General features: G+C 72.7%; 20 protein-coding genes. 5 read left to right on the top strand and 15 right to left on the bottom strand.

Translation table 11 applies throughout. The features are described from left to right. Window positions 1-68: 68 nt before the first annotated feature. The 9 genes from FHG10_RS07395 to FHG10_RS07355 form a co-directional block, all read right to left on the bottom strand. Window positions 69-1214 (bottom strand): hypothetical protein, encoded by a 1146-nt coding sequence (locus FHG10_RS07395; protein WP_227488106.1) that lies wholly within the window; start codon window positions 1212-1214, stop codon window positions 69-71. Between the two features lie 32 nt (window positions 1215-1246). Further along, window positions 1247-2326 (bottom strand): tRNA 2-thiouridine(34) synthase MnmA, encoded by a 1080-nt coding sequence (gene mnmA, locus FHG10_RS07390; RefSeq protein WP_152352702.1) that lies wholly within the window; start codon window positions 2324-2326, stop codon window positions 1247-1249. A 131-nt stretch (window positions 2327-2457) separates the two neighbouring features. Then, complete coding sequence (locus FHG10_RS07385; RefSeq protein ID WP_152352701.1) at window positions 2458-3666, bottom strand: cysteine desulfurase family protein; 1209 nt, start codon at window positions 3664-3666, stop codon at window positions 2458-2460. After that, the gene (locus tag FHG10_RS07380; RefSeq protein WP_193636230.1) at window positions 3644-4708 is read right to left on the bottom strand and encodes a hypothetical protein; all 1065 of its coding nucleotides are present in this window, start codon (window positions 4706-4708) and stop codon (window positions 3644-3646) included. The genes FHG10_RS07385 and FHG10_RS07380 overlap by 23 nt, the downstream gene beginning before the upstream one ends. Further along, window positions 4705-5748 (bottom strand): vWA domain-containing protein, encoded by a 1044-nt coding sequence (locus FHG10_RS07375; RefSeq protein ID WP_152352700.1) that lies wholly within the window; start codon window positions 5746-5748, stop codon window positions 4705-4707. The genes FHG10_RS07380 and FHG10_RS07375 overlap by 4 nt, the downstream gene beginning before the upstream one ends. Window positions 5749-5763: 15 nt before the next feature. Continuing rightward, entirely contained in the window at window positions 5764-6786 is a 1023-nt protein-coding gene (locus FHG10_RS07370) for a vWA domain-containing protein (protein WP_152352699.1), read from the bottom strand. Next, window positions 6777-7286: a hypothetical protein gene (locus tag FHG10_RS07365; RefSeq protein WP_152352698.1), complete on the bottom strand. Its 510-nt coding sequence runs from the start codon at window positions 7284-7286 to the stop codon at window positions 6777-6779. The genes FHG10_RS07370 and FHG10_RS07365 overlap by 10 nt, the downstream gene beginning before the upstream one ends. Next, complete coding sequence (locus FHG10_RS07360) at window positions 7273-8169, bottom strand: DUF58 domain-containing protein (protein ID WP_152352697.1); 897 nt, start codon at window positions 8167-8169, stop codon at window positions 7273-7275. Before FHG10_RS07360 ends, FHG10_RS07365 begins: the two co-directional genes overlap by 14 nt. A gap of 13 nt (window positions 8170-8182) precedes the next feature. Then, a complete protein-coding gene (locus tag FHG10_RS07355) occupies window positions 8183-9244 on the bottom strand; it encodes an AAA family ATPase (protein WP_227488105.1) in 1062 nt (353 codons plus the stop codon). Between the two features lie 238 nt (window positions 9245-9482). On the opposite strand from FHG10_RS07355, the gene glgX reads away from it, so the two are divergent. The 3 genes from glgX (at window position 9483) to glgB (ending at window position 16217) form a co-directional block, all read left to right on the top strand. After that, entirely contained in the window at window positions 9483-11804 is a 2322-nt protein-coding gene (gene glgX / locus FHG10_RS07350; protein WP_152352696.1) for a glycogen debranching protein GlgX, read from the top strand. Between the two features lie 73 nt (window positions 11805-11877). After that, window positions 11878-13923: an alpha-1,4-glucan--maltose-1-phosphate maltosyltransferase gene (locus FHG10_RS07345; protein WP_152352695.1), complete on the top strand. Its 2046-nt coding sequence runs from the start codon at window positions 11878-11880 to the stop codon at window positions 13921-13923. A 131-nt stretch (window positions 13924-14054) separates the two neighbouring features. Then, entirely contained in the window at window positions 14055-16217 is a 2163-nt protein-coding gene (glgB, locus tag FHG10_RS07340) for a 1,4-alpha-glucan branching protein GlgB (RefSeq protein ID WP_406565157.1), read from the top strand. A gap of 31 nt (window positions 16218-16248) precedes the next feature. On the opposite strand, the gene FHG10_RS07335 is transcribed toward glgB, so the two are convergent. From FHG10_RS07335 to FHG10_RS07325, 3 genes are all read right to left on the bottom strand, one after another. Continuing rightward, window positions 16249-17178 carry a tetratricopeptide repeat protein gene (locus FHG10_RS07335; protein ID WP_152352694.1) on the bottom strand — a complete coding sequence of 310 codons (930 nt, stop codon included), beginning with the start codon at window positions 17176-17178 and terminating at the stop codon, window positions 16249-16251. A gap of 154 nt (window positions 17179-17332) precedes the next feature. After that, window positions 17333-18400, bottom strand: a complete 1068-nt coding sequence (locus tag FHG10_RS07330) for a twin-arginine translocation signal domain-containing protein (protein ID WP_152352693.1) — start codon at window positions 18398-18400, stop codon at window positions 17333-17335. Beyond that, on the bottom strand, window positions 18397-19839 hold the full coding sequence (locus tag FHG10_RS07325) for a hypothetical protein (protein ID WP_193636229.1): 1443 nt from the start codon (window positions 19837-19839) through the stop codon (window positions 18397-18399). The genes FHG10_RS07330 and FHG10_RS07325 overlap by 4 nt, the downstream gene beginning before the upstream one ends. 207 nt (window positions 19840-20046) lie before the next feature. Here FHG10_RS07325 and nucS point away from each other — a divergent pair, with 207 nt between their 5' ends. After that, a complete protein-coding gene (nucS, locus tag FHG10_RS07320; RefSeq protein ID WP_152352692.1) occupies window positions 20047-20769 on the top strand; it encodes an endonuclease NucS in 723 nt (240 codons plus the stop codon). 26 nt (window positions 20770-20795) lie between these two features. Continuing rightward, window positions 20796-22049, top strand: a complete 1254-nt coding sequence (locus FHG10_RS07315; protein WP_152352691.1) for an N-acetylglucosamine-6-phosphate deacetylase — start codon at window positions 20796-20798, stop codon at window positions 22047-22049. A gap of 72 nt (window positions 22050-22121) precedes the next feature. Here the strand turns inward: FHG10_RS07315 and FHG10_RS07310 are convergent, their stop codons facing one another. Genes FHG10_RS07310 through atpD form a run of 3 tightly spaced genes read right to left on the bottom strand, consistent with a single transcriptional unit; the run spans window position 22122 to window position 24430 of the window. Next, on the bottom strand, window positions 22122-22670 hold the full coding sequence (locus FHG10_RS07310; RefSeq protein WP_152352690.1) for a DUF2550 family protein: 549 nt from the start codon (window positions 22668-22670) through the stop codon (window positions 22122-22124). A 15-nt stretch (window positions 22671-22685) separates the two neighbouring features. Continuing rightward, window positions 22686-22958, bottom strand: coding sequence for a F0F1 ATP synthase subunit epsilon (locus FHG10_RS07305; protein WP_152352689.1), 273 nt, complete (start codon window positions 22956-22958; stop codon window positions 22686-22688). Next, window positions 22955-24430 carry a F0F1 ATP synthase subunit beta gene (atpD, locus tag FHG10_RS07300; RefSeq protein ID WP_152352688.1) on the bottom strand — a complete coding sequence of 492 codons (1476 nt, stop codon included), beginning with the start codon at window positions 24428-24430 and terminating at the stop codon, window positions 22955-22957. The genes FHG10_RS07305 and atpD overlap by 4 nt, the downstream gene beginning before the upstream one ends. Between the last annotated feature and the right edge of the window lie 34 nt (window positions 24431-24464).

Genomic DNA, 24464 nt, shown 5'->3' with positions numbered 1-24464 from the left:
CGCGCTCGCTTCCCGGGGGCTCGGTTCCCGGTCGCCTCAGCCTGTGATGCGCTCGGTTCCCGTCCTGCTCAGCGCGCGATGCGCTCGGCCCAGGCGGGTGCCGCACGCAGCAGGGTCTGCACGTCGGCCTCGTCCAGCAGGGACTCGCGGGAGGGCTCGGCCGACGGGTCGGCGCCGCCTCCGGGCAGGGCCGGGCCGACGGTCCGATCCGGCCGATGGGCGAGCCATGTGAAGCCGGCGAGGTCGCGCGGGCCGTAGCCGAGCTCGCGCCAGCTGCGGGCGACCGACTCGAGCTGCGCCTCGAGGTGCTGCGGGCCGGCGGGGTCCATGACGAGCTCGATGCCGGTTCCGGCCTCGCGCAGCTCGGCGAGCAGCTCCCAGGCGGCGAAGCCCGCCGGGGAGAGGGCGAGGCGCGAGGCGCCGGCGGTGCGGGCGGCGCGCAGCAGCGCCGTGTCGCTGCTCGGCGCGAGGGTGATGTCCTGCGCGGTGAGGCCGGCGTGCGTGGGCAGGTCCTCGAGGAGGCTGCGCCAGATCTCCCCGATATCCGGGACGGGCAGCGCCGGGTAGCGCCGGTACTCCGAGGGCGTGGGGATCGCGCCGCGGGCCAGGGCGAGGGCGGCGCCGTCGCGGATCAGCAGACGGGGTCGTGCACCGGGCACATGACTGCGCACCGCGTCGAGGTGCTCGGCGATGCCCTCGGCGAGCAGGTGCGGGAGGTCGCGCAGGGCGCCGCGGTCGGCGAGGGTGCGCTCGCCCGAGGCCAGGAACGTCGCGGCCGCGAGGGTGAGCGGGCCGAGCGTGGTGACGACGAGGTCGCCCTCGTAGCCGTGCAGGGCGATGCGGGCGGCCTCGAGGAGTCGCTCGCGCAGCTCCTGGGCGCGGCGCCAGGTGCGCGAGCTGCCGGGCCCGATCCGCCAGCCGAAGCTCGCGAGGTCGCCGGTGGTGCCGGCGAGCAGGGTGAGCGACTGCGGGAGCAGCTGATCGGCGCCCTCGGTGCCCAGCGCCGCGGGCAGGAACAGGCGCGTGGCGATCTGGTCCTCGAGGTCGTCGCCGAGCAGGCCACGCAGGCGGGTGAGGGCGAGCAGACGGTCCGCGTCGGCGTCCGCGAGGTCGGAGGCGCCTCCGGAGGCGCCGGGGCCGAGCGAGAGCCGGGCGCCCTGGTCACCGCTCCCTGCGGACGGCACCTGCCACGTGCCGTCGCCCGTGATCGTCACGAGCGGATCGGTGCCTTCTCTCCGGTGATCCGTCATGCGGCGCGGCGCTCGAGGGTCGCCGAGGCGATCACGCGGTCCCCGTCGTAGAGCACGAGGGTCTGGCCGGGGGCGACGCCGCGCACCGGGGAGCTGAGCCGCACCCGCAGCACGTCGTCGGCCTGCTCGATGATGCCGGGCAGCGCCTCGCCGTGGGCGCGGATCTGGGCGCTCACCTCGCGTCCGGGCGCGAGCGGCTCGAAGGGGATCGGCGCGGAGGCCTCGAGCAGGGTGGTCGAGAGCAGCTCGGCGGCGCCGACGACGACCTGCCGGGTCTCGGGCTTGACGTCGAGGACGTAGCGGGGCGCGCCGTCGGGCGCCGGACGGTCCAGGCCCAGGCCCTTGCGCTGGCCCACGGTGAAGCCGAAGGTGCCGCGGTGGGTGCCCAGCACGGTGCCGTCGGCGTCGACGACCTCTCCCGGGGCCTCGCCGAGGCTGCGCTCGAGGAAGCCGCGGGTGTCGCCGTCCGCGATGAAGCAGATGTCGTAGCTGTCGGGCTTCGTGGAGACGCCCAGGCGGCGCGCGCGGGCCTCGGTGCGCACGGCCTCCTTGTCCTCGAAGACGCCGAGCGGGAACACGGCGCGGGAGACGGCCTCGGGGCCCATCACCGCGAGCACGTAGGACTGGTCCTTGGGGAGGTTGCGGGCGCGGTGCAGCGACGGGGCGCCGCCCGGGCCGTCCGCGCGCACGTCCGCGTAGTGGCCGGTGCACACGGCGTCGAAGCCCAGCGCGCGGGCGCGCTCCATGAGGGTCGCGAACTTGATGTGCTCGTTGCAGCGCACGCACGGGTTCGGGGTGCGTCCGGCCGCGTACTCGGCCAGGAAGTCCGAGACGACGAGGTCGTGGAAGTCGTCGGAGAGGTCCCAGACGTAGAAGGGGATGCCGATGCGCTCGGCGGCGCGGCGGGCATCGGCCGCGTCCTCGACGGTGCAGCATCCGCGCGATCCGGTCCGGGTCTCGGCCCGGTTCTTCGACAGCGCCATGTGCACGCCGACCACGTCGTGGCCGGCCTCGTGTGCACGCGCGGCCGCGACGGCGGAATCGACGCCGCCGCTCATCGCTGCCAGCACCTTCATGGGGACCTCGCCTCCTGCTCGGGTGCCGCGCGGATGCGGGACGCGCGGCCCCTTCAGTCTACGAAGCGCCGGAGGCGGGCAGGGGCCCGCGCGACGAGCGCTTGCTCACCGGCTTCCTCGTCTCGACCCGCTCACCGCACGAGCGCGCCGACGGCCCGCGCCCGCTCGATGGCCTCGGGCAGGGCGGCGAGCACGCGGTCCACGTCGTCCTCGCGGCTCGACCAGCCCAGCGACAGCCGCAGGGCGCCGCGGGCGAGCTCGGGCTCGACGCCCATCGCGGTGAGCACGTGGCTGGCCTGGGTGACGCCCGCCGAGCACGCGGAGCCCGCCGAGGCGTCGATCCCCTGCTGGTCGAGCATGAGGAGCAGGGCATCCTGGTCGCAGCCGGGCAGCAGCACGTGCACCACGTGCGGGCTGCGCGGAGCGTCCGCGGCGGTGAGCACGGCGTCCGGGGCGGTCTCCCGGATGCCCGCGCGCAGGCGCTGCGCCATCTCCCCCAGGCGCGCCGACTCCGCCTCCCGGTCCGCGAGGGTGGCCTCGAGGGCGGCGGCGAGCGATGCCGTGTGCGGGGCGTCGAGGGTGCCCGGGCGCACGCCGCGCTGCTGCCCGCCGCCGGTGAGGCCCGCGACGAAGGGGATGTCGGGCCGGACCACGAGCAGGCCCACACCCACGGGGGCGCCGATCTTGTGGCCGGTCAGGCTCAGCATGTCGACGGTGCGCACGGGCAGCTCGACATGGCTCGTGGCCTGCACGGCGTCGGTGTGGACGAGGGCGCCGGCGGCGTGGGCGATCTCGGTGATCGCCGCGAGGTCCTGGATCACGCCGGTCTCGTTGTTCACGAGCGCGACGCTGACCACGCTGACGTCGCCCGGGGCGAGCGCCTCGCGCAGGGCGTCGAGGTCGAGCAGGCCGTCACGGTCCACGGGGATCTCGCGGGCCTCGATGCCCGGGGCAAGGGAGCGTGCGGTCTCGAGCACGGCCGGGTGGTCGGTCGCGCAGACGGCCACGGCCCGGCGGGCGGGGTCGGCCGCCTGGGCGGCGAGCGCCGCGCCGCGCACGGCGAGGTTGTCGGCCTCGGTGCCGCCGGAGGTCAGGGTCAGCCAGGAGACCGGGACGTCGAGCGAGGCCGCGAGGGAGTCGAGGGCGTCGTCGAGGACGCCGCGGGCGCGGCGGCCGGAGCCGTGGCGCGACGTCGGGTTCCCCGGCAGGGCCGAGGCGTCGAGGAAGGCGTCGCGGGCCTCGGTCCGCAGGGGCGCCGTCGCCGCGTGGTCGATGTAGACGCGGCGCTGAGCGGGGTGGGGCGCCGAGGCGGTGTCCTCACCAGGGCTGGCTGGGGTCACTGCTCGCTCCGTCGTCCGAGTCCTCGCCGTCGCCCGAGTTCGCGTCGCCGTTGCGCTTCTCGAGGTCCTCGGCCTTCTTCTGGTCCTCCGCGTTGCCCTGGGTGGGCGCCTCCTCGTCGGGCCCGTCGCCCTTCGGGTCCTCCTTCTTGGGATCGCCCGGGTCCTTGGGCGCACTGCCGTTCCCGTCCTGGTCGCCCTGGTCCTCGCCCTGGCCCTGGTCGTCGCCGTCCTGGCCCTCGTCGCGGGCGTCCGGGTCGTTGCCGGCCTCCTCGTCGGACGAGCGGCGCTCGTCCTCGATGCGCTTGCCGTTGTCGCCGGTGGTGCCCTCGTCCTCGTTGCCCGAGCCCTCGCCCTGCTGGTCCTCGCCCTGGCCTCCGCCGCCCTGGCCCTCGCCGTCGCCGCCTCCCCCGCCGCCGGCGCAGGGGGCGAGCAGCTGCTCGGCCTCGTACAGGCGGTCGGCGCGGTCACCGGCGTCGTCGATCTCGTTCGCCTGGCGCTCGATGGAGATCGCGAGGTTGTTGAGGATCTTGCACTGGGCGTGCGGCGGCTGGTTGAGGTCCTTGCCCTCCTGCCAGTCCTTCAGAGCCAGGCGCAGCTCCGTCTCGGCCTCGGCGTTCTGGTCCTGCTGGAGCAGGTCGGTGCCCCGGGTGAGGTGCGGGAGATAGGGCTCGAACCAGTTGGCCTTCTGCACGGGCCACAGCCGTTCGCTCGCCTGGGCGTACTTCCCGTCGCCGTAGGCGCCACCGTGCCAGGCCTGGGTCAGCGGCATGGAGACGAAGCGGACGGCGAGCAGCGCGAGGATCAGCAGCGGGATCGCGAGGATCGCGAAGGCGACGAGCCGGATCCTGCGCAGCAGCCTCACGTCGAGCCCGAAATCCCGGGGCCGACGGGGCTCGTCCGCGGCGAGCGGCCGCGCGGCGTCGTCGGCCGCTCCGTCCTGCGGGGACGGGCTCGCGGCCGAGGGTCCGGAGGGGTCGGAGGGGCCCGACGGACCGGAGGCGCCGGGCGGCGCGGGCGGAGGAGGGGTGAGGGTCGAGCTCATGACCTGCCTCCTTCGTCCGCGGAGCCGCCCGGACCGGCGGATCCCGCACCGGTCGCGGAGAGCAGCTCGCCGCGATCGCGCCGACGCGGCAGACGATACGTCATCTCCCCCAGCTCCCAGATGAACAGGGCGGCCAGCGGGATCGCCGCCACCCAGTACCAGTCGCGGAAGCTCGCCACGTCACGACGGGACTCGATCGGGACGGGCTTCAGGGTGATGCCCTCCATCGTGCCCTCGATCGGCGCCTCGGGATCGGTGCGGTGGAGGTACGGGACGCCCATCTGCTGCGCGATGGTCTTCAGCTGGTCCTCGTCGATGCGGGAGATGCCCTTCGCGCCCGAGGAGTCGGTGATGTACTCGCCGTGGGTGCCGGCGCCCGAGGCCTTCATCGGCCCGCCCTCGCTGGTGCCGTAGCCGAGCACCCCGCCGCCGTCGATCAGCGGCTTCAGCTGGTCGAAGGGCTCCGCGTCTCGATCGTCCGTGTTCTCGCCGTCGCTGAGGAAGTAGACGAGGGAGTACGAGTCGGGGTCGTCGGTGTGCGCGTCGGAGAGGGCCTTCGTGAGGGTCGCGAGCGGACGGTCCACGTTCGACCCCTTGGACTGGGCGGTCGACTCGGTGGCGAGGGTGTTGATCCAGGCCTTCGCGGCGCCCGCATCGGTGGTCAGCGGCAGCTGGGAGGCGGCCGTCGAGTCGAAGGAGATGATCGAGTACCGGGACCCCTGGGTCTCGGACATGATCTGCTCCATGTCGTGCTTGACGCCGTCGAGGCGGGGCTGGCCCTCCGCATAGTCCTCGGCGTTCATGGAGCCGGTGCGGTCCACGACGAAGAACACGTTCGCATTCATGCGCTGGGTCTGCTCGGCCTCCGTGTACGTCGCGGGGCGCAGGGCGACCACAGCGAGCAGCGCGACCATCAGCGCGCGCCGCAGCCATGCCCAGCGCTGGCGCGGCCGGCGCACCATCATCACGACGGCGAGCGCGAGCAGCGGGACGAAGACGAGGATCGTCGCCCACAGCGGGATCAGATGCTCCAGATGCATGCTCTCCTCCGTCTCTCAGCGGTTGCGCCAGCCCACGATCAGCACCCCGGCGAGGGCGATGAGCGTGAGCACGAAGGCGAACAGCGGATGATCGGTGCGGATGAGGGTGGGCTCGGCTCCCATCTTCTGGGCCTGGGTCTGCTGGATCTCCCGGATGATCGAGGGGATCGCGTTCGGGTCCGAGGACTGGTAGAGCGTGCCGCCGTGGTCCTCGGTGACCTTCTGGAGCTCGTCGAAGCACTCCTCGGAGCACTCGTAGGCGCCCGGGTAGAAGGTGTACAGGTCGATGTCGCGGTCCTCGATGGTCTTGGCGGCCTCGTCGAGGGAGTAGATCGGGTCGCCGTTGACCTCGTTGTCGGTCGCGAAGATGATCGAGCGGCTGCGGTCGGTCTCGGCGTGGTCGAACAGCTGACCGCACGAGGCGAGGCCGTCGGGCACGATCGAGGCCTGGTCGTCCAGGCCGCGCGTGCCCTCGACGAAGTCCGCGTACTTCTCGACCTTGTCCTGCGGGTAGTCGCGGCTGCCCAGCCGGTAGCCGAACTCGTCGAAGTCGATCGCCTCGGCCCCCTCGCTGAGCTCGCGTTCGACGAGGTCGTAGTCGTCGGTGAGCGGGAAGACGGTGCGGGACGTCGAGTTGAAGATCGACAGGGCGATCCGCTCGCCGTGGAAGTCGTCGACCATGGAGGCGAAGGTCTGCAGGATCTCCGTGTCGTACTCGTACATCGAGCCGGAGACGTCCAGGCACAGCACGATGTCGCGATCGGCGAACTCGGGGGTCTGCACCCGCTCGGTCGCGATCCTGCCGGAGAGCAGGGCGGCGGCGAGCAGGCCCAGCACGGCGATGCCCACCTGCACCACGCGCAGCACCCGCGCCAGGCGCTGGCTGCGCACGAAGCTCGGGATCCGCTCGAGGAACGAGGAGTTCGCGACGAGCACGGGCGCGCGGTGCATCGAGCGGCGGTTCCAGAAGGTGATCGCCCAGACCACGATCCCGGCGACCAGGAGCAGGCCGGCCACCCACCACAGCGTCATGACCATCGGCGGATCACCTCCCTCGCGCGGTGCACGGACCCCTCGAGGTCGACGTCGCTCGAGGGTGCGAAATCCGGCTCGTAGAGGCGGGCGATGAGCTCGCCGACGTCGCGCGTCCGGGGGTCGGCGATGAGCGTGCCGACGTCCTGGCTGGTGACGTCGTGCCCGGTGGTGCGGCGCACGAAGCGGCGCATCACGGCGGTGAGCTCGAGGTGGCCGGTGCGCTCGTCGATCGCGCCGTCCTCGTGGCGCGCCGCGATGTCGTTGACGGAGCGCAGGAACTCGGCCTTGAGCGACTCGGGCTCGTCGGGCCGCTCGCGGTAGGCGCGGCGGGAGACGACGGCGCGGGAGATGCGCAGCACGCCCACGATGATCGCGACGATGACGATCACGCACAGGACGGCGAGGATCAGCCAGGCGATCGAGTACTGGGGCGGGTCGATGATCGTCGCGGGCGACGGGCTCGGCGTGGGATCGGCGAGCACGATCGGATCATGCACGGGCATGGCGGTACTCCCTCTCCCGCAGCATCGCGATCATGTCGCCGACCACGGTGCTGTCGCCGGCCGTGAGCAGGTGGGTGAGGTGCAGGCTGTCGAGCATCTCCGTGGTCGCCTCGCGGCGGGCGCGGCGGTAGTTCTCGACATCGCGCGCGACCTTCGTGGAGACGCGGGCGAGCTCGGAGATCTCCCGGGGCGACTCGACGTCGACGACCTCGTGGTCGAGGTCGCCCGCCTGCAGCGGGTCGGCGTCGCCGATGCGGATCACCATGACGTCGTGCCGGGTCGCCAGGCGGCGCAGCAGGGTGTGGTCCTCGGGGCCGGGGTGCGCCTCGTCGGTGATGATCGTCATCAGGGTCGAGCGGCGGGTGACGCGGAAGGCCCGTTCGAGCAGCCAGGAGACGTCCGACGGGCGGGAGGCGGCGGTCGTGGACTGCTGGATGGTGCGCAGGAGCAGCTCGAGATGCCCGTCGGACGAGCGGGAGGGCAGCTGCACGGGACGGGACTCGGAGCCGCCCACCAGCCCCACGAGGTCGCCGTTGTTCTGGGCGAGGAAGCACACGAGGCCGGCGGCGGTGACCATGGCGTCGCGCTTGGAGGTGCCGTCGGCCGCGAGGGTCGACATCGCCGAGGAGGTGTCGGCGACGATCGAGAGGTGCCGCACCCGCTCCTCGTTGAACTGGCGGATCAGCGGCTCGCCGGAGCGGGCCGTGGCCTTCCAGTCGATGTCGGAGATGCGGTCGCCCGGCTGGTAGTACTTCAGGTCGTCGAAGTCCTCGCCGCTGCCCTTGAACACCGAGCGTCCGCGCCCCTGGACGATGCCGCGGGCGCGGTTCGAGGTGTGCAGGTCCACGCGCGCCTTGACGCGCGTGAGCAGGGAGGTCGCCATCAGCGCTTCCCGCTCAGGGCATCGGCACGGCGTGGAAGACCGCGTCGATGATCTGCTCGGGGGTGACGCCGCCGGCGAGGGCGTCGAACGTGAGCACGAGCCGGTGGCGCAGCACCGCGTAGCGCATGGCGCGCACGTCGTCCGGCGTGACGTAGTCGCGGCCGTGGAGGAGGGCGTTCGCCTGGGCGACGCGCATCAGCGCGAGGGAGCCGCGGGGGCTCGCGCCCACGCGCACGCTCTGGGTGAGGTTCGCGACCGGGCGCGGGCCGGAGCCGCGGGTCGTGAACACGAGGTCGATGATGTAGCGCTTCACGCTCTGGTCGACGTACACCTGATCGACCATCTCCTGGAGGAACCGGATGTCCTCGAGGGCGACGGTCTGCGCGGCCTGGCGGGGTGCGGTGAGGGTGCCGCTCGTGGAGCGGTCGAGGATCTCGTGCTCCTCGGCGGGGCGCGGGTAGGTGAGGACCTCCTTCATGAGGAAGCGGTCCATCTGCGCCTCGGGGAGGACGTACGTGCCCTCCTCCTCGATCGGGTTCTGGGTCGCGAGCACCATGAACGGCTCGGGCAGGGTGTGGACCTCGCCGCCGATGGAGGTCTGGCGCTCCTGCATCGCCTCGAGCATCGCGGACTGGGTCTTCGCGCTCGAGCGGTTGATCTCGTCCAGCAGCACCACGTTCGCGTGGACCGGGCCCAGCTGGGTGGTGAAGGTGCCCGATCCGTAGTTGAAGATCTGGGTGCCGATGATGTCGTTGGGCATCAGGTCCGGCGTGCACTGGATGCGGGAGAAGGAGCCGGAGATGCCGGAGGCGAGCGCGGAGGCCGCCGTCGTCTTCGCGAGGCCCGGCACGGACTCGAGCAGCACGTGGCCGCCCGCGGCGAGCGCCGCCAGCAGGGTGCGGCGCAGGTTCTCCTGTCCCACCACGCGGGACTGGAAGACCTGGGTGATGCTGCGGACGATGCTCCCCGCACGCTCCATGCTCGCCGGAGGGATCGCGGGCTGCGCAGGGGCGAAGGCGGCGCCTGAGCGGCCGGGGGCGGGACGCCCGGGGGATTCCTGAGGCTGCTGGGTCATCTGCGGGGGTGCTCCCGTCGCGTGGTGCTGCGTGCGGATCGTGCGGCGGTCGGGACGCCCGGTGGGGCCGACGCACCGCTGGTGCTGCATGGGGGACGACGAGCCGTGCCCGGCGCCCCGACGATCCTAACCTCTCCGGGTCCCGCGGCCCGGTCCTGTTCGCGGGGCGTCCCGGGCGGGTGCGCTGGCCGCTCGTGTCATTCTCAGGGCGGCGTGCCGGCGGTGGAACAATGCGACGATGCCCCATCCCCCCATCACCGGTCCCGGCGGTGGCGGCGCCGTCCCCGCACCGCAGCACGCGCCGTCCCCGCCCACGCGACCCGGTCTGCAGGTCGACCCGTCCGGTCGCGGGATCTTCGCCGTGGTGGCGCCGCGCGCCGAGAGGATCGAGCTGTGCGTGCGCCGCGACCTCGGCGGCGGACGCTTCCGCGAGGAGCGCACGACGCTGCGCCACGTCGACGGCGGCCTGCACTGGGACGAGGTCGAGGCCATGGTGCCCGGCACCCTGTACGGGCTGCGCGCGCACGGCCCGTGGGATCCCGAGCGCGGCGCCTGGTTCAACGCCGCGAAGCTGCTGCTGGATCCGCGCGCCCGCGCCGTCTCGCACGCCTCCCCGCTCGCCTCCGGGATGTTCCCCCACGAGGTCGACGCGATGCTCGACCCGATCTCGCCCCTGCGCCCCAGCGCAGCCGACGACGCCGAGGTGGCCGTGTGGTCCGTCGTCGCGGGCGCCCCGGAGGCGATGGCCGCCGGTGGCCCCTGCTCGTCGGCCGCCCCGCCCCGCACCCCCTGGCCGGACACGGTCGTCTGCGAGCTGCACGTCAGAGGGTTCACCCGGCTGCATCCCGACGTCCCGCCCGAGCTGCGCGGCACCTTTGCGGGCCTCGCGCATCCCGCCGTCACCTCCTACCTGCGCGACCTCGGGGTCACGGCCGTCGAGCTGCTGCCGATCCACGCGGCCATGGACGAACCGCACCTCACGCGGCGCGGGCTGACGAACTACTGGGGCTACTCGACGCTCTCCTATCTGGCGCCGAACCCCGCCTACGCGAGCGCCGCCGCCCGCCACGAGGGGCCGCTCGCCGTGCTCGAGGAGGTGCGCGCGATGATCCGCGCCCTCCACGCCGCGGGCCTCGAGGTCATCCTCGACGTCGTCTTCAACCACACCGCCGAGGGCGGCTCCGGCGGGCCCTCGCTGAGCCTGCGCGGGCTCGATGCGAGCGAGCACTACTGGATGGACGGCGGCGCCTTCGTGGACGTCACCGGCACCGGCGCGACACTCGACCCGCGCTCCCCCGCCGTCGTGGACCTGGTGCTCGAGTCCCTGCGGCACTGGGTCCTCGACATGGGGGTCGACGGCTTCCGCTTCGACCTCGCGGCGACCCTGGGGCGCGACTCCGGGGGGTTCCGGCCCGACCACGCCCTCCTGCGGACGATCACCCTGGACCCCGTGCTGCGCCGGACCAAGCTCATCGCCGAGCCCTGGGACGTGGGAGGCGGCGGCTGGCAGACCGGAGCCTTCCCCGCCCCCTTCGCCGAATGGAACGACGCCTTCCGCGACGATCTGCGCTCCTTCTGGCTCACGGACAGGGCGGCGCGCGAGCGCGAGGGGAGGTCGGCCGGCAGCGGCGTGCGCGACCTCGCGAGCCGACTGGCCGGCTCCCGCGACGTGATGGCCGCACGGGACCCCGGAGACCTGCCCTCGGGCCGCAGCCTGCGCGCCCCCTGGGCCTCGGTCAACTACGTCACCGCGCACGACGGCTTCACCCTCCAGGACCTCGTGAGCTTCGACGAGAGGCACAACGAGGCCAACGGCGAGGACGGCCGCGACGGCACCGCCGACAACCGTTCCTGGAACCACGGCCACGAGGGCCCGCTCCCCGCCGACGACCCCGGCGCCGCGGCCCTCGAGGGCCGCCGCGAGCGCAGCGCGAGAGCGCTGCTGTCGAGCCTGCTGCTGGCCGCGGGAACGCCCATGCTCACCGCCGGCGACGAGTTCGGCCGCACCCAGCGCGGCAACAACAACGCCTACTGCCAGGACAACGAGATCTCCTGGGTCGACTGGTCGCTGTCCGCCCAGCGCCCGGGTCGGATCGAGACGGTGCGCGCGCTGCTCGCGATCCGCGCCCGCTTCCCGCAGCTGCGCTCGGCCCGCTACCTGCGCCCGCTGGACCCGAGCCGTCCGGGACCCGGGCAGGCCGGCTGGTACGACGAGCACGGCGAGGGCATGGACCACGAGCCCTGGCAGGACCCGGGCCGGCACGTGCTGCAGATGCTTCTCCCCGGCGGGACGGACGGGATCGACGGTGCCGACGGTGCCGATCATCTGCTGGTGATCCTCTCGGCCGACGAGGACGATCTCGAGGTCGTCCTCCCCCGCGAGCCGTGGCTGGACGGCGACGTCCGCGTGCTGTTCGACAGTGCGAGCGAGGACCCCTCGACGGCGCTGGCCGAGGGCGAGGAGGGCCGGGTGCGCGAGGGCCGCACGCACGTGCGCCCGGCCTCCGTCCTCGTCCTCGCGATCGCGGGACGCGAGCAGTCCGACGAGCGGCTATCGTGAGTCCACCGGCGGCCCTGTGAGACCGTCGTCACCTCGCGAGACACTCTGCACGACCGAGCGATCAGGAGCGCCCATGGCTTCCACCTCCCCGTCCTCCGCCGCCTCGCAGCCGACGGGCCTTGACGCGGGCATCGGCCGGATCCCGGTGATGGCCGTCGGCCCCGTGGTCGACGCGGGCAGGTTCCCCGCCTCGTGCGCCGAGGGCGAGAGCGTCCGCATCACCGCGAACGCCTTCCGCGAGGGGCACGACGCGATGGGCGTGCAGGTCCTGCTGCGCGACCCCGAGGGCACGGAGACGCGGAAGTCCCTGGCCAGCACGAACCCCGGGCTCGACCTCTGGGAGACGCGGATCCGCCCCCGCACCGTCGGCCACTGGCAGTTCACGGTCGAGGCCTTCGGGGATCCGTACGCGACCTGGGCGCACGTCGCCGAGGTGAAGATCCCCGCCGAGATCGACATCGACCTCGTGATCGCCGAGGGCGTCGAGGTCCTCGGCCGGGTGCTCGAGGAGATCGGGGCCGGCGAGCGCCCCGCCTCCGACGGACCCGTCGTCCGCGCCGCGATCGATGCCCTGCGCAACCATGCGCTCTCCCCGTCGGCCCGCGTCGCGCCGGCCCTCGCGGCCGACCTGCGGGGGCTCCTCGCCGCGCGTCCCCTGCGCGAGGGCGTCACCGTCGACGGCCCGCACGAGCTCATCGTGCACCGGCGCCTCGCGCTGTACGGCTCCTGGTACGAGTTCTTCCCGCGCTCGATCGGCGCCCGCTTCAGCGCCGAGCACGGCGGCTGGATCAGCGGCACCCTGCGCAGCGCCGCCGGCGAGCTGGACCGGGTGGCCGCGATGGGCTTCGACGTCGCCTACCTGACCCCGATCCACCCGATCGGAGAGACCTTCCGCAAGGGCCGCAACAACACGCTGGAGACCCGGCCGGGGGATCCCGGCTCGCCCTACGCGATCGGCGGGGCCGACGGCGGGCACGACGCGATCCACCCGGACCTGGGCACGATGGAGGACTTCGAGGCCTTCGTGGGCCGCGCCCACGAGCTCGGCCTGGAGGTCGCGCTCGACGTCGCCCTGCAGTGCTCCCCCGACCACCCATGGGTGCGCGAGCATCCGGAGTGGTTCGTGGTGCGGCCCGACGGCACGATCGCCTACGCCGAGAACCCGCCGAAGAAGTACCAGGACATCTACCCGCTGAGCTTCGACACCGACTACGAAGGCCTGTACGCGGCGATCCGCGACGTCCTCGAGGGGTGGGTGGAGCGCGGGGTCACGCTGTTCCGCATCGACAATCCGCACACCAAGCCCGTGCGCTTCTGGCAGGAGCTGCTGGCCGAGTTCGACGCGAAGCATCCGGAGGTCATCTTCCTCGCCGAGGCCTTCACCCGGCCCACGATGATGCACACGCTGGGCAAGGTCGGCTTCCACCAGTCCTACACGTACTTCACGTGGCGCCACACCCCCGAGGAGCTCGAGGAGTACCATCTCGAGCTCGTGGACTCGGCGCATTACATGACGCCGAGCTTCTGGCCGACGACCCACGACATCCTCACGCCCTTCATGTCCCAGGGCGGGCGGGCCGCGTTCCGCCTGCGCGCGATCCTTGCCGCGACGCTCGTGCCGACCTGGGGCGTCTACTCCGGGTACGAGCTCGTCGAGGACGTGCCGCGCCCCGGCGCCGAGGAGCAGATCGACAACGAGAAGTACGAGTACCGGCCCCGGGACTTCGCGGGGGCGCTGCAGCGCGGCCAGAGCCTCGAGCCGCTGCTCACGCAGCTGAACCTGATCCGGCGCGAGCACCCCGCGCTGCAGACCCTCACCGAGATCGTCTTCCACGAGGCCGAGGACCCCCAGGTCGTCGTCTTCTCCAAGCATCTGCCGGGCTCGCAGACGGACTCCGGCAGCGCAGACACCGTCATCGTGGTGTCCCTGACCCGCTACGACGAGGGCACGGGCTCCACCATCCACCTGGACACCGGGGCCCTCGACGTCGAGGGGAGCTTCGAGGTCGAGGACCTGCTGACCGGCGAGCGCTTCACATGGGACGAGAGCCCCTTCGTGATCCTCTCGCCCACCGACCGCCCCGCGCACGTGCTGCGCGTGGTCCGCAGCGAGGAGTGAGCACCATGGACGAGAACATGTCGAACACCGGATCCGGCGCGGCCACGGGCGGCCCGTCGTCCGTCCCTCCGTCGTCCCGGCCCCCGTCGCTCCCCACCCCGTCCACCGGCGGCACCCCCACGCCGCGGGTGATGCCCGTGGGCACCCATGAGCTGGGGGCGGCGGCGACCGGCAGCTACCACGATCCGCACTCGGTGCTGGGCGTGCACTCCTACGACGGCGGCGTCACCGTGCGCACTCTCAAGCCCCTCGCGCACGAGGTCTCTCTCGTCCTGCCCGACGGCACCGTGCACCCCATGCGCCACGAGTACGACGGCATCTGGGTGGTCGCGGTCCCCCGCGCGCACCTGGACTCCTACCGGATCCGCGTGCAGTGGGCGCCCGAGGGCGGGAGCGTCGAGCTCGAGGAGCCCTATCGCTTCCTGCCCACGCTCGGCGAGCTCGACCTGCACCTCATACGCGAGGGGCGCCACGAGGAGCTGTGGCGGGTGCTCGGAGCGCACGTGCGCGAGGTCGACGGCGTGCCCGGCACCTCCTTCGCCGTCTGGGCGCCGAACGCCCGCGCCGTCCAGGTCGTCGGCGACTTCAACGGCTGGGACGGCCGCGGGCACGCCCTGCGCTCCCTGGGCTCCGCAGGGGTGTGGGAGATCTTCGTGCCCGGCGTCGGCGACGGTGCGGTGTTCAAGTTCCGCATCCTCGACGCGACCTCGCAGTGGCGCGACAAGGCCGACCCGATGGCGCGGCGCACCGAGGTCCCGCCGGCGACCGGCTCCATCGTCACCACGAGCGACTACGAGTGGACCGACGACGCGTGGCTCGCCGCGCGCGCCCAGCACGATGCGCTGGCCGCCCCGATGTCGGTCTACGAGGTCCACCTGGGCAGCTGGAAGCCGGGGCTCGGCTACCGGGAGCTCGCCACCGAGCTCGTCGAGTACGTGCGGGCGATGGGCTTCACGCACGTCGAGTTCATGCCCGTGGCCGAGCATCCCTTCGGCGGCTCCTGGGGCTACCAGGTCACCGGCTACTACGCGCCGACGTCGCGCTGGGGCTCGCCCGACGATCTGCGAGCGCTGATCGACGCCCTCCACGCGGCCGGCATCGGCGTGATCATGGACTGGGTGCCCGCCCACTTCCCGAAGGACGAGTGGGCGCTCGCGCGCTTCGACGGCACCCCGCTGTACGAGCACGCGGACCCGCGCCGGGGCGAGCATCCCGACTGGGGCACGCTGATCTTCGACACCGGCCGCAGCGAGGTGCGCAACTTCCTGGTCGCCAACGCCTGCTACTGGCTCGAGGAGTTCCACGTCGATGGGCTGCGCGTGGATGCCGTCGCCTCGATGCTCTACCTGGACTACTCGCGGGACGACGGCGAATGGGTGCCCAACCGCGAGGGCGGACACGAGGACCTCGAGTCCATCGCCTTCCTCCAGGAGGCGAACGCCACCGCCTACAAGCGCGCGCCCGGGATCGTGATGATCGCCGAGGAGTCCACGTCGTTCCCCGGCGTCACCCGGCCCACGGACGCCGGCGGCCTGGGCTTCGGCTTCAAATGGAACATGGGGTGGATGCACGACACCCTGGAGTACATCGGCGAGGACCCGATCAACCGCCAGCACCACCACGGCGAGCTGACGTTCTCGATGGTCTACCAGTACTCCGAGAACTTCGTGCTGCCGATCTCCCACGACGAGGTCGTCCACGCCAAGAAGCCCCTTCTGCGCAAGGCTCCCGGCGACGACTGGCAGCAGGCGGCGACGCTGCGCGCCTACCTCGCCCTGCAGTGGACCCATCCGGGCAAGCAGCTGCTGTTCATGGGCAGCGAGTTCGGGCAGTCCTCGGAGTGGAACGAGTCGACGGGCCTGGACTGGTGGCTGCTCGAGTTCGACATGCACCGGGGCATCCAGCGCTTCGTCACGGATCTCAACGCCCTGCTGCGCGAGCACCCTGCGCTCTCCGAGCTGGACCAGGACCCCGACGGCTTCGAATGGCTGCTGACCGACGACGCCTCGCACGACACCATCGCGTTCCTGCGCCGCGACCGCGCCGGCCACGAGCTCGTGGTGGTCCTGAACTTCTCGCCCGAGCCCTGGCACGAGCACCGCATCCCCATGCCCTCGGGCGGCTCCTGGAGCGAGGTCCTGAACTCCGACGCGCCGGTGTACGGCGGCGGCGGGGTCGGGAACCTGGGCCGCGTGGACGTGGAGCAGGTCCCCGCCGGCGGGCGCTCCCACTCCGTGCGGCTCTCGGTGCCGCCGCTCGGGGCCCTGGTGCTCCGCCCCGACGGCCGCGGCTGAGGGGCCTCGGGGCCCGCCCGCCGCGGGCGGGTCAGAAGAGCAGGTTGGCCAGGCGCTTGCGGGCGGGTCCGACGCGCGGGTCCTCGGGTCCGGCGACCTCGAAGAGGTCGAGCAGGCGCGCGCGCACACGGTCCTTGGTGTCCTGGTCGGCGCCGCGCAGCAGGTCGAGCAGACGGCCGAAGGCATCGTCGACGTGACCGCCGAGCATGTCGAGGTCGGCGACGAGCAGCTGCGCGTCGAGGTCCTGCGGCGCGTCGGCCGCGGCCTGGCGGGCGGCGTCGAGCTGGGCGTCCCGGGTGCGGTCCATGAGGTGCACGGTCGCCAGGCCCGCCTTGGCCTCGGCGTCGGCCGGGTTCTGGTTCAGGTGCTCCTCGAAGGCGGTCTGCGCGCCGGAGAGATCGCCCGCCTCGATCGCGTCGTAGGCGGTCTGCAGCAGGGGCGGCAGCTCGGGCTGCGCAGGGGCCCCGCCGTCCGCGCCGTCCGCATCGTCCGCGCCGGAGCCGTCGGCCCCCTGCCCGTCGCCCGCACCGCTCACGTCCAGACCGGTCTGCTGCGCGACCTGCACGATCTGGTCGAGCAGTCCAGGGATCTGGTCGGCGGGGACCATGGACTCGGCGATCGGCTGCAGCTGCCCCTGGAGGAGCAGCATGAGGGTGGGAAGCTGCTGCACGCGCAGGGCGCCCGCCACGCGCGGCTGGGTGTCCGCGTCGACGACGGCGAGCCGCAGCGCGCCGCCCTTCGCGTCGACGCCCGAGCGCAGCGCGCCCAGCAGCTCGTCGATGCCCGGGACGCGCGAGCTCGTGACCAGCAGGAGCGTCGCGACGCGCGCGGAGTCCTGGATCATCTGCTCGAGGTTCGCCTCGTCGACGGTCACCTCGTGCTCGCCGGCGGTCCCCGCCCCCTCGGAGCCCTCGGGCTTCTTGAGCGATGCGAGGTCGATGACGCCGTAGGGATCGGTCATGGGATGCTCCTTCGCGTTGTGGGACTGCTGGGGTTCTCGAACTGGGTCGCCGACCGGCCACCGGCCGAGCGAGTCGGGCGGGTCAGCCTGCTCGGACGGGTCAGCCTGGCCGGGCGGGTGGGTCCGGCCCGGCCGGGCGGACCCGCGCGGCCGATCACTCGCCGCTGGCGCCGATCACGGCGCGCGTGGCCCCGATGGGCTGGACCTTCGCGTCGGACCCCTTCGGCGGGATGTAGAGGGCGACGGTCGTGCCGTACTCGCGCACGTACTCCTCGGTGAAGGTCCGGCTGCCGATGATCGTGGTGAAGATGTTGTCCTCGCCGTAGCTGACCTTCGAGCCGTCGGTGACCTTCAGGGTGCGCTTCGAGGTCATGGTGCCCAGCACGATCGCGCCGCCGTCCTCCGTGCGCAGGCCGGCGATCTCGTCCTTCACGGGCGTGTAGATCTCGCGGATCGTCCCCACCTCGTCCTTCTCGACGCCCTCGTTGAGCTGCTTGCGCTCCTCCTGGATGTCCTTGTGGGTCCGGGTGGTGAAGGGATCGCTCGCGAGCTGCTTCTTCGAGTCCTTGCCGCCGCCCCACGCGAGCACCTCGGAGTAGAGGGTCATGGCGTCCGCAGGGGTCATCAGCAGGTCGCCGGCCTTGCCGTCGACCGCCTCGCTGCCCACCTTCGCCGAAGGCACCGTCGGCATGTCCACGCCCACGGCCTGCTGCGCCCAGCCCCAGGTCGCGTACGGGGAGTGCGCGTCCTTCTGCTGCAGGATCATGAAGTACGGGGCGGCGTCGTCATCACCGTCGGCCTCGACGAGAGCGATCGCGGTGCGCGGGAAGTCCGAGGTGGTCGAGGTGATCGGGACGACGGCCTTCTCACCGGGCCGGTCGAGGGCGCTGGCGCGGAAGTCCTCGGCGTTCTTCGCGATCCAGTCCTTGTTCTTGGTCAGGATCGAGTAGGTGTCCTTGCGGAAGGAGGCGGCCGAGCCGATCACGCGGGGCGCGAGGGCCTTCGCGTCGAGGTCGTCGTCCGCCTTCTCCACCGCGGAGTGCACCGCCTTGAGATAAGCGGCCATCTGATCGCTGGTCACCGCGGGGGTCGGCCCCTCGGCCTCGGGTCCCGTGGGCACCGCGGGCGGGGTCGAGTCGTCGGATCCGCAGGCCGCCAGCAGGCCGCCGACGGCGAGCACGCCGACGCCGCCCAGGAACCCGCGCCTGTTCCACGCGCTCATCGCTGCTCCTCCTCGGTGTCGGACCCGTGCTCGGGGCCCGTGTGCTGTGCGCCGTCATGGGGGGTCTCGCCGTGCTCCGGCTCCGGCGTCGCGGCGCGGTGGCGGTGCGAGCGACGCGGCAGGGCGGCCGACGCATCCTCGCCGGGTCCCGCGATCGGCTCCTCGATGCGGTCGATGACCTCCGTGGGATCCTCGGAGCCCTCGGCGTCGTCATGGCCGGCGGCCGCTCCCTCCGCGCCGCCGACGGGGATCGGCGCGGTCACCGGACGCTGCTCGCCCGGGTCCGCATCGGCGGCACCGGGCTCCTCGTCGATCCGGTCGAGGACGTCCGTCGAGGGCTCGGCCGACGGGTCGTTCGCCGCACCGTCTTCGGTCGCAGACTGCTCCGGCCCTTCGTGCGCGAGCGACGCCGTGCCCGCCGCCGCGGCGTCGGCCGTGGGTGCGGCCTGCGCCTGCACGTCGCCGAGCTGCCACGCGTCGATGCTCTCGTGCTCGCGCGTCGGGGCCTCGTCGGTCTCCTGAGTCCCCTCGGCTTCATGGGTCTCGTCGGCTTCGTGGCCCTCGTCGACCCTGTCCGTCTCGTCGGCCCCGTGGGGCTCGTCGGACTCGTCGGCCGCGGAGCCACCGGCGAGATGCGCCGCGCCCGCGCCCGCGGCCCCGAGCCCGGCGGCCCCTCCGAGGACCGCGCCGGTGGGCGTACCCGCGGAAGCGTCCGCGGAGCTCGCGCCCGCGGAGGGCGACGCGGGTGCGGATGCCGACGCGGGCTCGAGCTCCGGCTCGCCGGCGTCGTCCGCCCCGAGCTCCTCGGAGTCCTCACCGGCGCCGGCCCGCTCGCGCTCGCGCCGCGAGGAGCCGAAGGAGACCACGAGCATCACGAGGCCCACGATGATCAACGTCGCGCCCGTGGCGTACGCGAAGGGGACCCACTCGTTCTTCTCGTCGACCGGCCAGGTGATCGAGATGCTGTCGGCGCCGGGCTCGCTGCCGTCGGTCACGAGCAGGATCGCCCGGTAGGGCTGCGGATCCGTCGAGGTCTCCTCGGCGTAGAAGTCGCCGACGTCGATCGTCGTCGGGCTCTTCGAGGTCTTGACGCTGCGCCACAGGTCGGAGGAGGTGGGATCGGAGATCGAGTCGTCGCCGTCGCCGTCGACCGTCTCGGTCTTCAGCGTGCTCCAGTCGCTCAGCCCCGTGACCTGCGTGTGCTTCACGCCGTCGAGGTAGGCGTCGATGTCGTCGTTGGAGGCGGTGATCACGGAGACGTCGGAGTCAGCGGTGATCTTCACATCCCCCTGGGTCCCGCCCACGTACAGCACGCCCGGGTCGATGACGACGGCCGGGCCGGGGTCGGACAGGTCCACGGTCGCGGTGCGCTCGGTCTCGGGAGCCCACGTGGTCTCCCCCAGGCGCCCGATGAGGAGCCCCACCAGTCCCAGCACCACCAGGACGGCTGCAATGATCTTGTAGATGATGACGATCTCCTCGTTCGCACCGAATCCCTGCCACGATACGAGAATCGAACGACGAGCACACCCCCTTCGCGCGCGAGCGTGAGAGGCCGCACGCGCGGCGCGGGCCTCTCGTAGACCGTGCGCGGGCACGGGCGGCGCACGGCGCAGGGCCCGTCCGTCCTGCCGTACCCTGGCCGGGTGCGTCTCGTCGTTGCTCAGTGCTCGGTCGACTACACCGGTCGGCTCACCGCCCATCTGCCCCTGGCCACCCGCCTGCTCATCGTCAAGGCCGACGGCAGCGTGCTCGTCCATTCCGACGGCGGCAGCTACAAGCCGCTGAACTGGATGAGTCCGCCGTGCCAGCTGAAGGTCGTCGACCGGGCCGATGTCGAGGACGCGGCGGATGACCCCGCTCCCCTGCCCGGGGAGGACTGGGTGCAGCAGTGGGACGTGGTCCATGCGAAGACCGGTGACCGCCTCCGCGTGCGTCTGCACGAGATCCTCGAGGACACCAGCGTCGAGCTCGGCGTCGATCCGGGCCTGCAGAAGGACGGCGTCGAAGCGCATCTGCAGGCGCTGCTCGCCCAGAACATCGAGACCCTCGGGACCGACTGGTCGCTCGTGCGCCGGGAGTACCCGACCGCCATCGGACCGGTCGACATCCTGGCCCGCGACGCCGACGGCGCGACCGTCGCCATCGAGATCAAGCGGCGCGGCGAGATCGACGGCGTCGAGCAGCTCACCCGCTACCTCGACCTGCTCAACCGCGATCCGCTGCTCGCGCCGGTGCGCGGCATGTTCGCCGCCCAGGCCATCAAGCCCCAAGCAAAGGTCCTCGCCCACGACCGCGGCATCGACTGCGTGACCCTGGACTACGACGCCCTGCGCGGCATCGACGACGCCGAGAGCCGCCTCTTCTGAACCCGCACCACGCACCAGGAGCACCGATGCCCCCCACCGACGCCCCCGTCGACCCGCAGCACGCTGCGCCCCTGCATGCCGATCTCGCCCTCCGCGGCACGGCAGTGCTCGAGCGGGGCGTGCTCCCGGGGTCGCTGGTCCTCCTCGAAGGGGACCGCATCCTGTGGGCGGGCCTCGAGGAGCAGGCGCCTGCCCACCGCGCCGAGCGCACCCTCGAGCATCCCGGACTGATCCTTCCGGGCCTGATCGACCTGCACTGCCACGGCGGCGGCGGGGCCTCGTTCCCGGACTGCGCCGACGCCCAGGAGGCCATGGTCGCCGTGCGCGAGCACCGTCGCCACGGCACCACCTCGCTCGTCGCCTCGCTCGTGACCGCCTCGGCCGAGGAGCTCGGCCGGCGCGTGCGCATGCTCGCCGGGCTCGTCGAGGACGGGGAGGTCGAGGCGATCCACCTCGAGGGCCCCTTCATCTCCGAGGCGCGCAAGGGCGCCCAGAACCCCGCGCACATCACCGGCGGCGACGCGGCGCTCGTCGGCGAGCTGTGCGCGGAGGGCCGGGGCGCCGTCGCGACCATGACGATGGCGCCGGAGACGGCAGACGCCCCCGCCGTCATCGACGCCCTCGCCGCGGGCGGCGCCCTCCCCTCGCTCGGGCACACCGACTGCGACAGCGCGCAGATGGACGCGGCGATCACCGCCTCCCGCGACGCCCTGCGACGTCACCACGGCCGCTCCGCGCTGCCCACCGCGACGCACCTGTTCAACGGCATGCGGCCGATCCACCACCGCGATCCGGGGCCGGCCCTCGCGGCGCTCGATGCGGCCGGCCGCGGCGAGATCGTCGCCGAGGTCATCGCCGACGGTGTCCACCTCGCCGCCGAGACCGTCGCCCACGTGTTCTCCCTCGCGGCCGACGACTGCGTCGTGCTCATCACCGATGCCATGGCCGCCGCCGGCATGGCCGACGGCAGCTACCGCCTCGGCGCACTGGACGTGGACGTGCAGGACGGCGTCGCGACCCTCGCCGACGGCGGCTCGATCGCCGGCGGCACCGCCCATCTGATCGACGTCGTGCGCTTCGCCGTGCGCGAGGCCGGCGTGGATCTGGCCGCCGCCGTGCGCGCGGCCACCGTGGTCCCGGCGCGCGTCCTCGGGCGCGAGGACGCGATCGGGGCGCTGCGGGCGGGGCTCGCGGCCGACGTGCTGCTGGTCGACGCGGAGCTGCGTCCCGTGCAGGTCATCCGTCGCGGCGAGCTCGTCGGCACCGCGCAGCCGGACTGAGCTCGCCGCACCTGGCCGACACCGCGCCGTCGGACCGACCTCACGGCACCTGGCCGACACCGCGCGCACTGCTCAGTCGGCGTCCCCGCGCACCGCGCCCGTCGGCGCCGCCTCGTACCAGGCGATGACGGCCGAGGACGTCGTGAAGGGCAGCATGAGCCACAGCGGCTCGCCCTCCCCGCGGACGAACTCGATCTCGGTGTCCAGCACGATGCGCGTCCCTCCGGCGTCGTCCGCTCCGTCCGCGCTGCCTGCACGGTCGCCGCCGCTCGCCCTGTCGACGCCGCCCGCGCCCACAGCGCCTCCCTCGCCACCCGCGTCACCCGCGCCGGCGCCGACGTTCCGCCGCTGGACGTCCAGGATCTCGCTGCGCCGCAGCACCACCTCACCGCCCGCGAGGAGCGCATCCGTGCGATGCCAGAGCAGCCCCTGCGAGGTGAAGCGCAGGCGCCCTCCCCGCCAGGCGCCGCGACCGCCGCGCGCACGAGGACGCCACACGAAGCAGTCGAGCGCACCGCCGCGGCGCGCGACCACGACGGCGCGCACGATCACCGCGAGCGCCAGCACAACGACCAACGTCCCGACCACCACGAGGGTGATCGGGACGTTGACGTGCGTCATGGGTGCCTGTTCGCCTCAGCGGGCGGCCGTGGCGCGATCGGCATGGTCGACGGCGATCGTCACCACGTCGCGGTCCATGGAGACGAAGCCCCCGTCGACCGCTCGTTCGGTGACCGCGCCGTCCTCGCCGATGATCCGCACCGCGCCGCGCTCGAGGATCGCGAGCGTGGGCTGCATGCGCGGCAGGATGCCCATCGAGCCGTCGGCGGCGGGGACCACGACCTGGGCGGCATGGCCGCTCCAGACCGTCCGGTCCGCGGAGACGAAGGTGACCTCGAGGGTGCTCACTCTCCGAGCTCCTTCTGGATCCGGTGCCAGTTCTCCATGACCATGTCGATCCCGCCGACGTTGAAGAACGCCTGCTCGGGGATGTGGTCGAACTCGCCGTCGCAGATGCCCTTGAAGGACTCGATGGTGTCCTTGAGCGGCACGTCCGAGCCGTCCACGCCGGTGAACTGCTTGGCCAGGTGCGTGTTCTGCGAGAGGAACTGCTGGATGCGGCGGGCGCGGCCGACGATGACCTTGTCCTCCTCGGACAGCTCGTCGACGCCGAGCATCGCGATGATGTCCTGCAGCTCCTTGTTGCGCTGGAGGATCTGCTTCACGCGGTTGGCGACGTCGTAGTGCTCCTGGCCCACGTAGCGCGGGTCGAGGATGCGCGAGGTCGAGGTCAGCGGGTCGATCGCCGGGTACAGACCTCGCGAGGCGATCTCGCGGGAGAGCTCGGTGGTCGCGTCCAGGTGGGCGAAGGTCGTCGCCGGGGCCGGGTCGGTGTAGTCGTCGGCCGGGACGTAGATCGCCTGCATCGAGGTGATCGAGTGGCCGCGGGTCGAGGTGATGCGCTCCTGGAGCTGCCCCATCTCGTCGGCCAGGTTCGGCTGGTAGCCCACGGCCGAGGGCATGCGGCCCAGCAGCGTGGAGACCTCGGAGCCCGCCTGCGTGAAGCGGAAGATGTTGTCGATGAACAGCAGCACGTCCTGGCTCTGCACGTCGCGGAAGTACTCCGCCATGGTCAGGGCCGAGAGTGCCACGCGCAGACGCGTGCCCGGCGGCTCGTCCATCTGGCCGAAGACCAGGGCGGTCTTCTCGATGACGCCGGACTCGGTCATCTCCTCGATGAGGTCCCAGCCCTCACGGGTGCGCTCGCCGACGCCGGCGAACACGGAGACGCCGTCGTGGTTGTTCGCCACGCGGTAGATCATCTCCTGGATGAGGACCGTCTTGCCGACGCCCGCGCCGCCGAACAGGCCGATCTTGCCGCCCTGCACGTACGGGGTGAGGAGGTCGATCGACTTGATGCCGGTCTCGAACATCTCGGTCTTGGACTCGAGCTGGTCGAAGCTGGGGGCGGTGCGGTGGATGGGCCAGCGCTCGGAGACCTCGAAGGTCTGGCCCTCCTCGACGTTCAGCGGGTTGCCGACGACGTCGAAGACGGTGCCGAGGGTGACGTCGCCGACCGGCACGGAGATCGGGGCGCCGGTGTCGGTCACGGACTGCCCGCGCACGAGGCCGTCGGTGGGCTTGAGCGCGATCGCGCGGACCATGCCGTCGCCGAGGTGCTGAGCCGTCTCGAGCGTGAGGACCGAGGGCAGGAGGCCCGCGCCCTCGGCGCTGATCTCGGTGGTCAGAGCGTTGTAGAGATCGGGGATGTTGCCCGGGGGGAACTCGATGTCGACGACCGCGCCCGTGACGCGGGCGATGCGGCCGGTGCCCTGCTGCGCGGAGGCAGCGGGGGCGTCGGTGGTGACTGGGGTGCTCATTCGTTTCTCTCCAATGGGTCAGGCCGGCGCGCGG

Origin of the sequence: Brachybacterium subflavum, assembly GCF_009299795.1 — a bacterium.
Classification (GTDB): domain Bacteria; phylum Actinomycetota; class Actinomycetes; order Actinomycetales; family Dermabacteraceae; genus Brachybacterium; species Brachybacterium subflavum.
The sequence above is the reverse complement of the archived record's forward strand: the minus strand, read 5'-3'. Positions and strand labels throughout refer to the sequence as shown.

Excerpts from the sequence above, each read along its gene's own strand:
- mnmA (WP_152352702.1), bottom strand. The coding sequence starts at position 2,326 with ATGAAGGTGCTGGCAGCGATGAGCGGCGGCGTCGATTCCGCCGTCGCG.
- FHG10_RS07380 (WP_193636230.1), bottom strand. The coding sequence starts at position 4,708 with ATGAGCTCGACCCTCACCCCTCCTCCGCCCGCGCCGCCCGGCGCCTCC.
- FHG10_RS07375 (WP_152352700.1), bottom strand. The coding sequence starts at position 5,748 with ATGCATCTGGAGCATCTGATCCCGCTGTGGGCGACGATCCTCGTCTTC.
- FHG10_RS07370 (WP_152352699.1), bottom strand. The coding sequence starts at position 6,786 with ATGGTCATGACGCTGTGGTGGGTGGCCGGCCTGCTCCTGGTCGCCGGG.
- FHG10_RS07365 (WP_152352698.1), bottom strand. The coding sequence starts at position 7,286 with ATGCCCGTGCATGATCCGATCGTGCTCGCCGATCCCACGCCGAGCCCG.
- FHG10_RS07360 (WP_152352697.1), bottom strand. The coding sequence starts at position 8,169 with ATGGCGACCTCCCTGCTCACGCGCGTCAAGGCGCGCGTGGACCTGCAC.
- FHG10_RS07355 (WP_227488105.1), bottom strand. The coding sequence starts at position 9,244 with ATGACCCAGCAGCCTCAGGAATCCCCCGGGCGTCCCGCCCCCGGCCGC.
- glgX (WP_152352696.1), top strand. The coding sequence starts at position 9,483 with ATGCCCCATCCCCCCATCACCGGTCCCGGCGGTGGCGGCGCCGTCCCC.
- FHG10_RS07345 (WP_152352695.1), top strand. The coding sequence starts at position 11,878 with ATGGCTTCCACCTCCCCGTCCTCCGCCGCCTCGCAGCCGACGGGCCTT.
- glgB (WP_406565157.1), top strand. The coding sequence starts at position 14,055 with ATGCCCGTGGGCACCCATGAGCTGGGGGCGGCGGCGACCGGCAGCTAC.
- FHG10_RS07335 (WP_152352694.1), bottom strand. The coding sequence starts at position 17,178 with ATGACCGATCCCTACGGCGTCATCGACCTCGCATCGCTCAAGAAGCCC.
- FHG10_RS07330 (WP_152352693.1), bottom strand. The coding sequence starts at position 18,400 with ATGAGCGCGTGGAACAGGCGCGGGTTCCTGGGCGGCGTCGGCGTGCTC.
- FHG10_RS07315 (WP_152352691.1), top strand. The coding sequence starts at position 20,796 with ATGCCCCCCACCGACGCCCCCGTCGACCCGCAGCACGCTGCGCCCCTG.
- FHG10_RS07310 (WP_152352690.1), bottom strand. The coding sequence starts at position 22,670 with ATGACGCACGTCAACGTCCCGATCACCCTCGTGGTGGTCGGGACGTTG.
- atpD (WP_152352688.1), bottom strand. The coding sequence starts at position 24,430 with ATGAGCACCCCAGTCACCACCGACGCCCCCGCTGCCTCCGCGCAGCAG.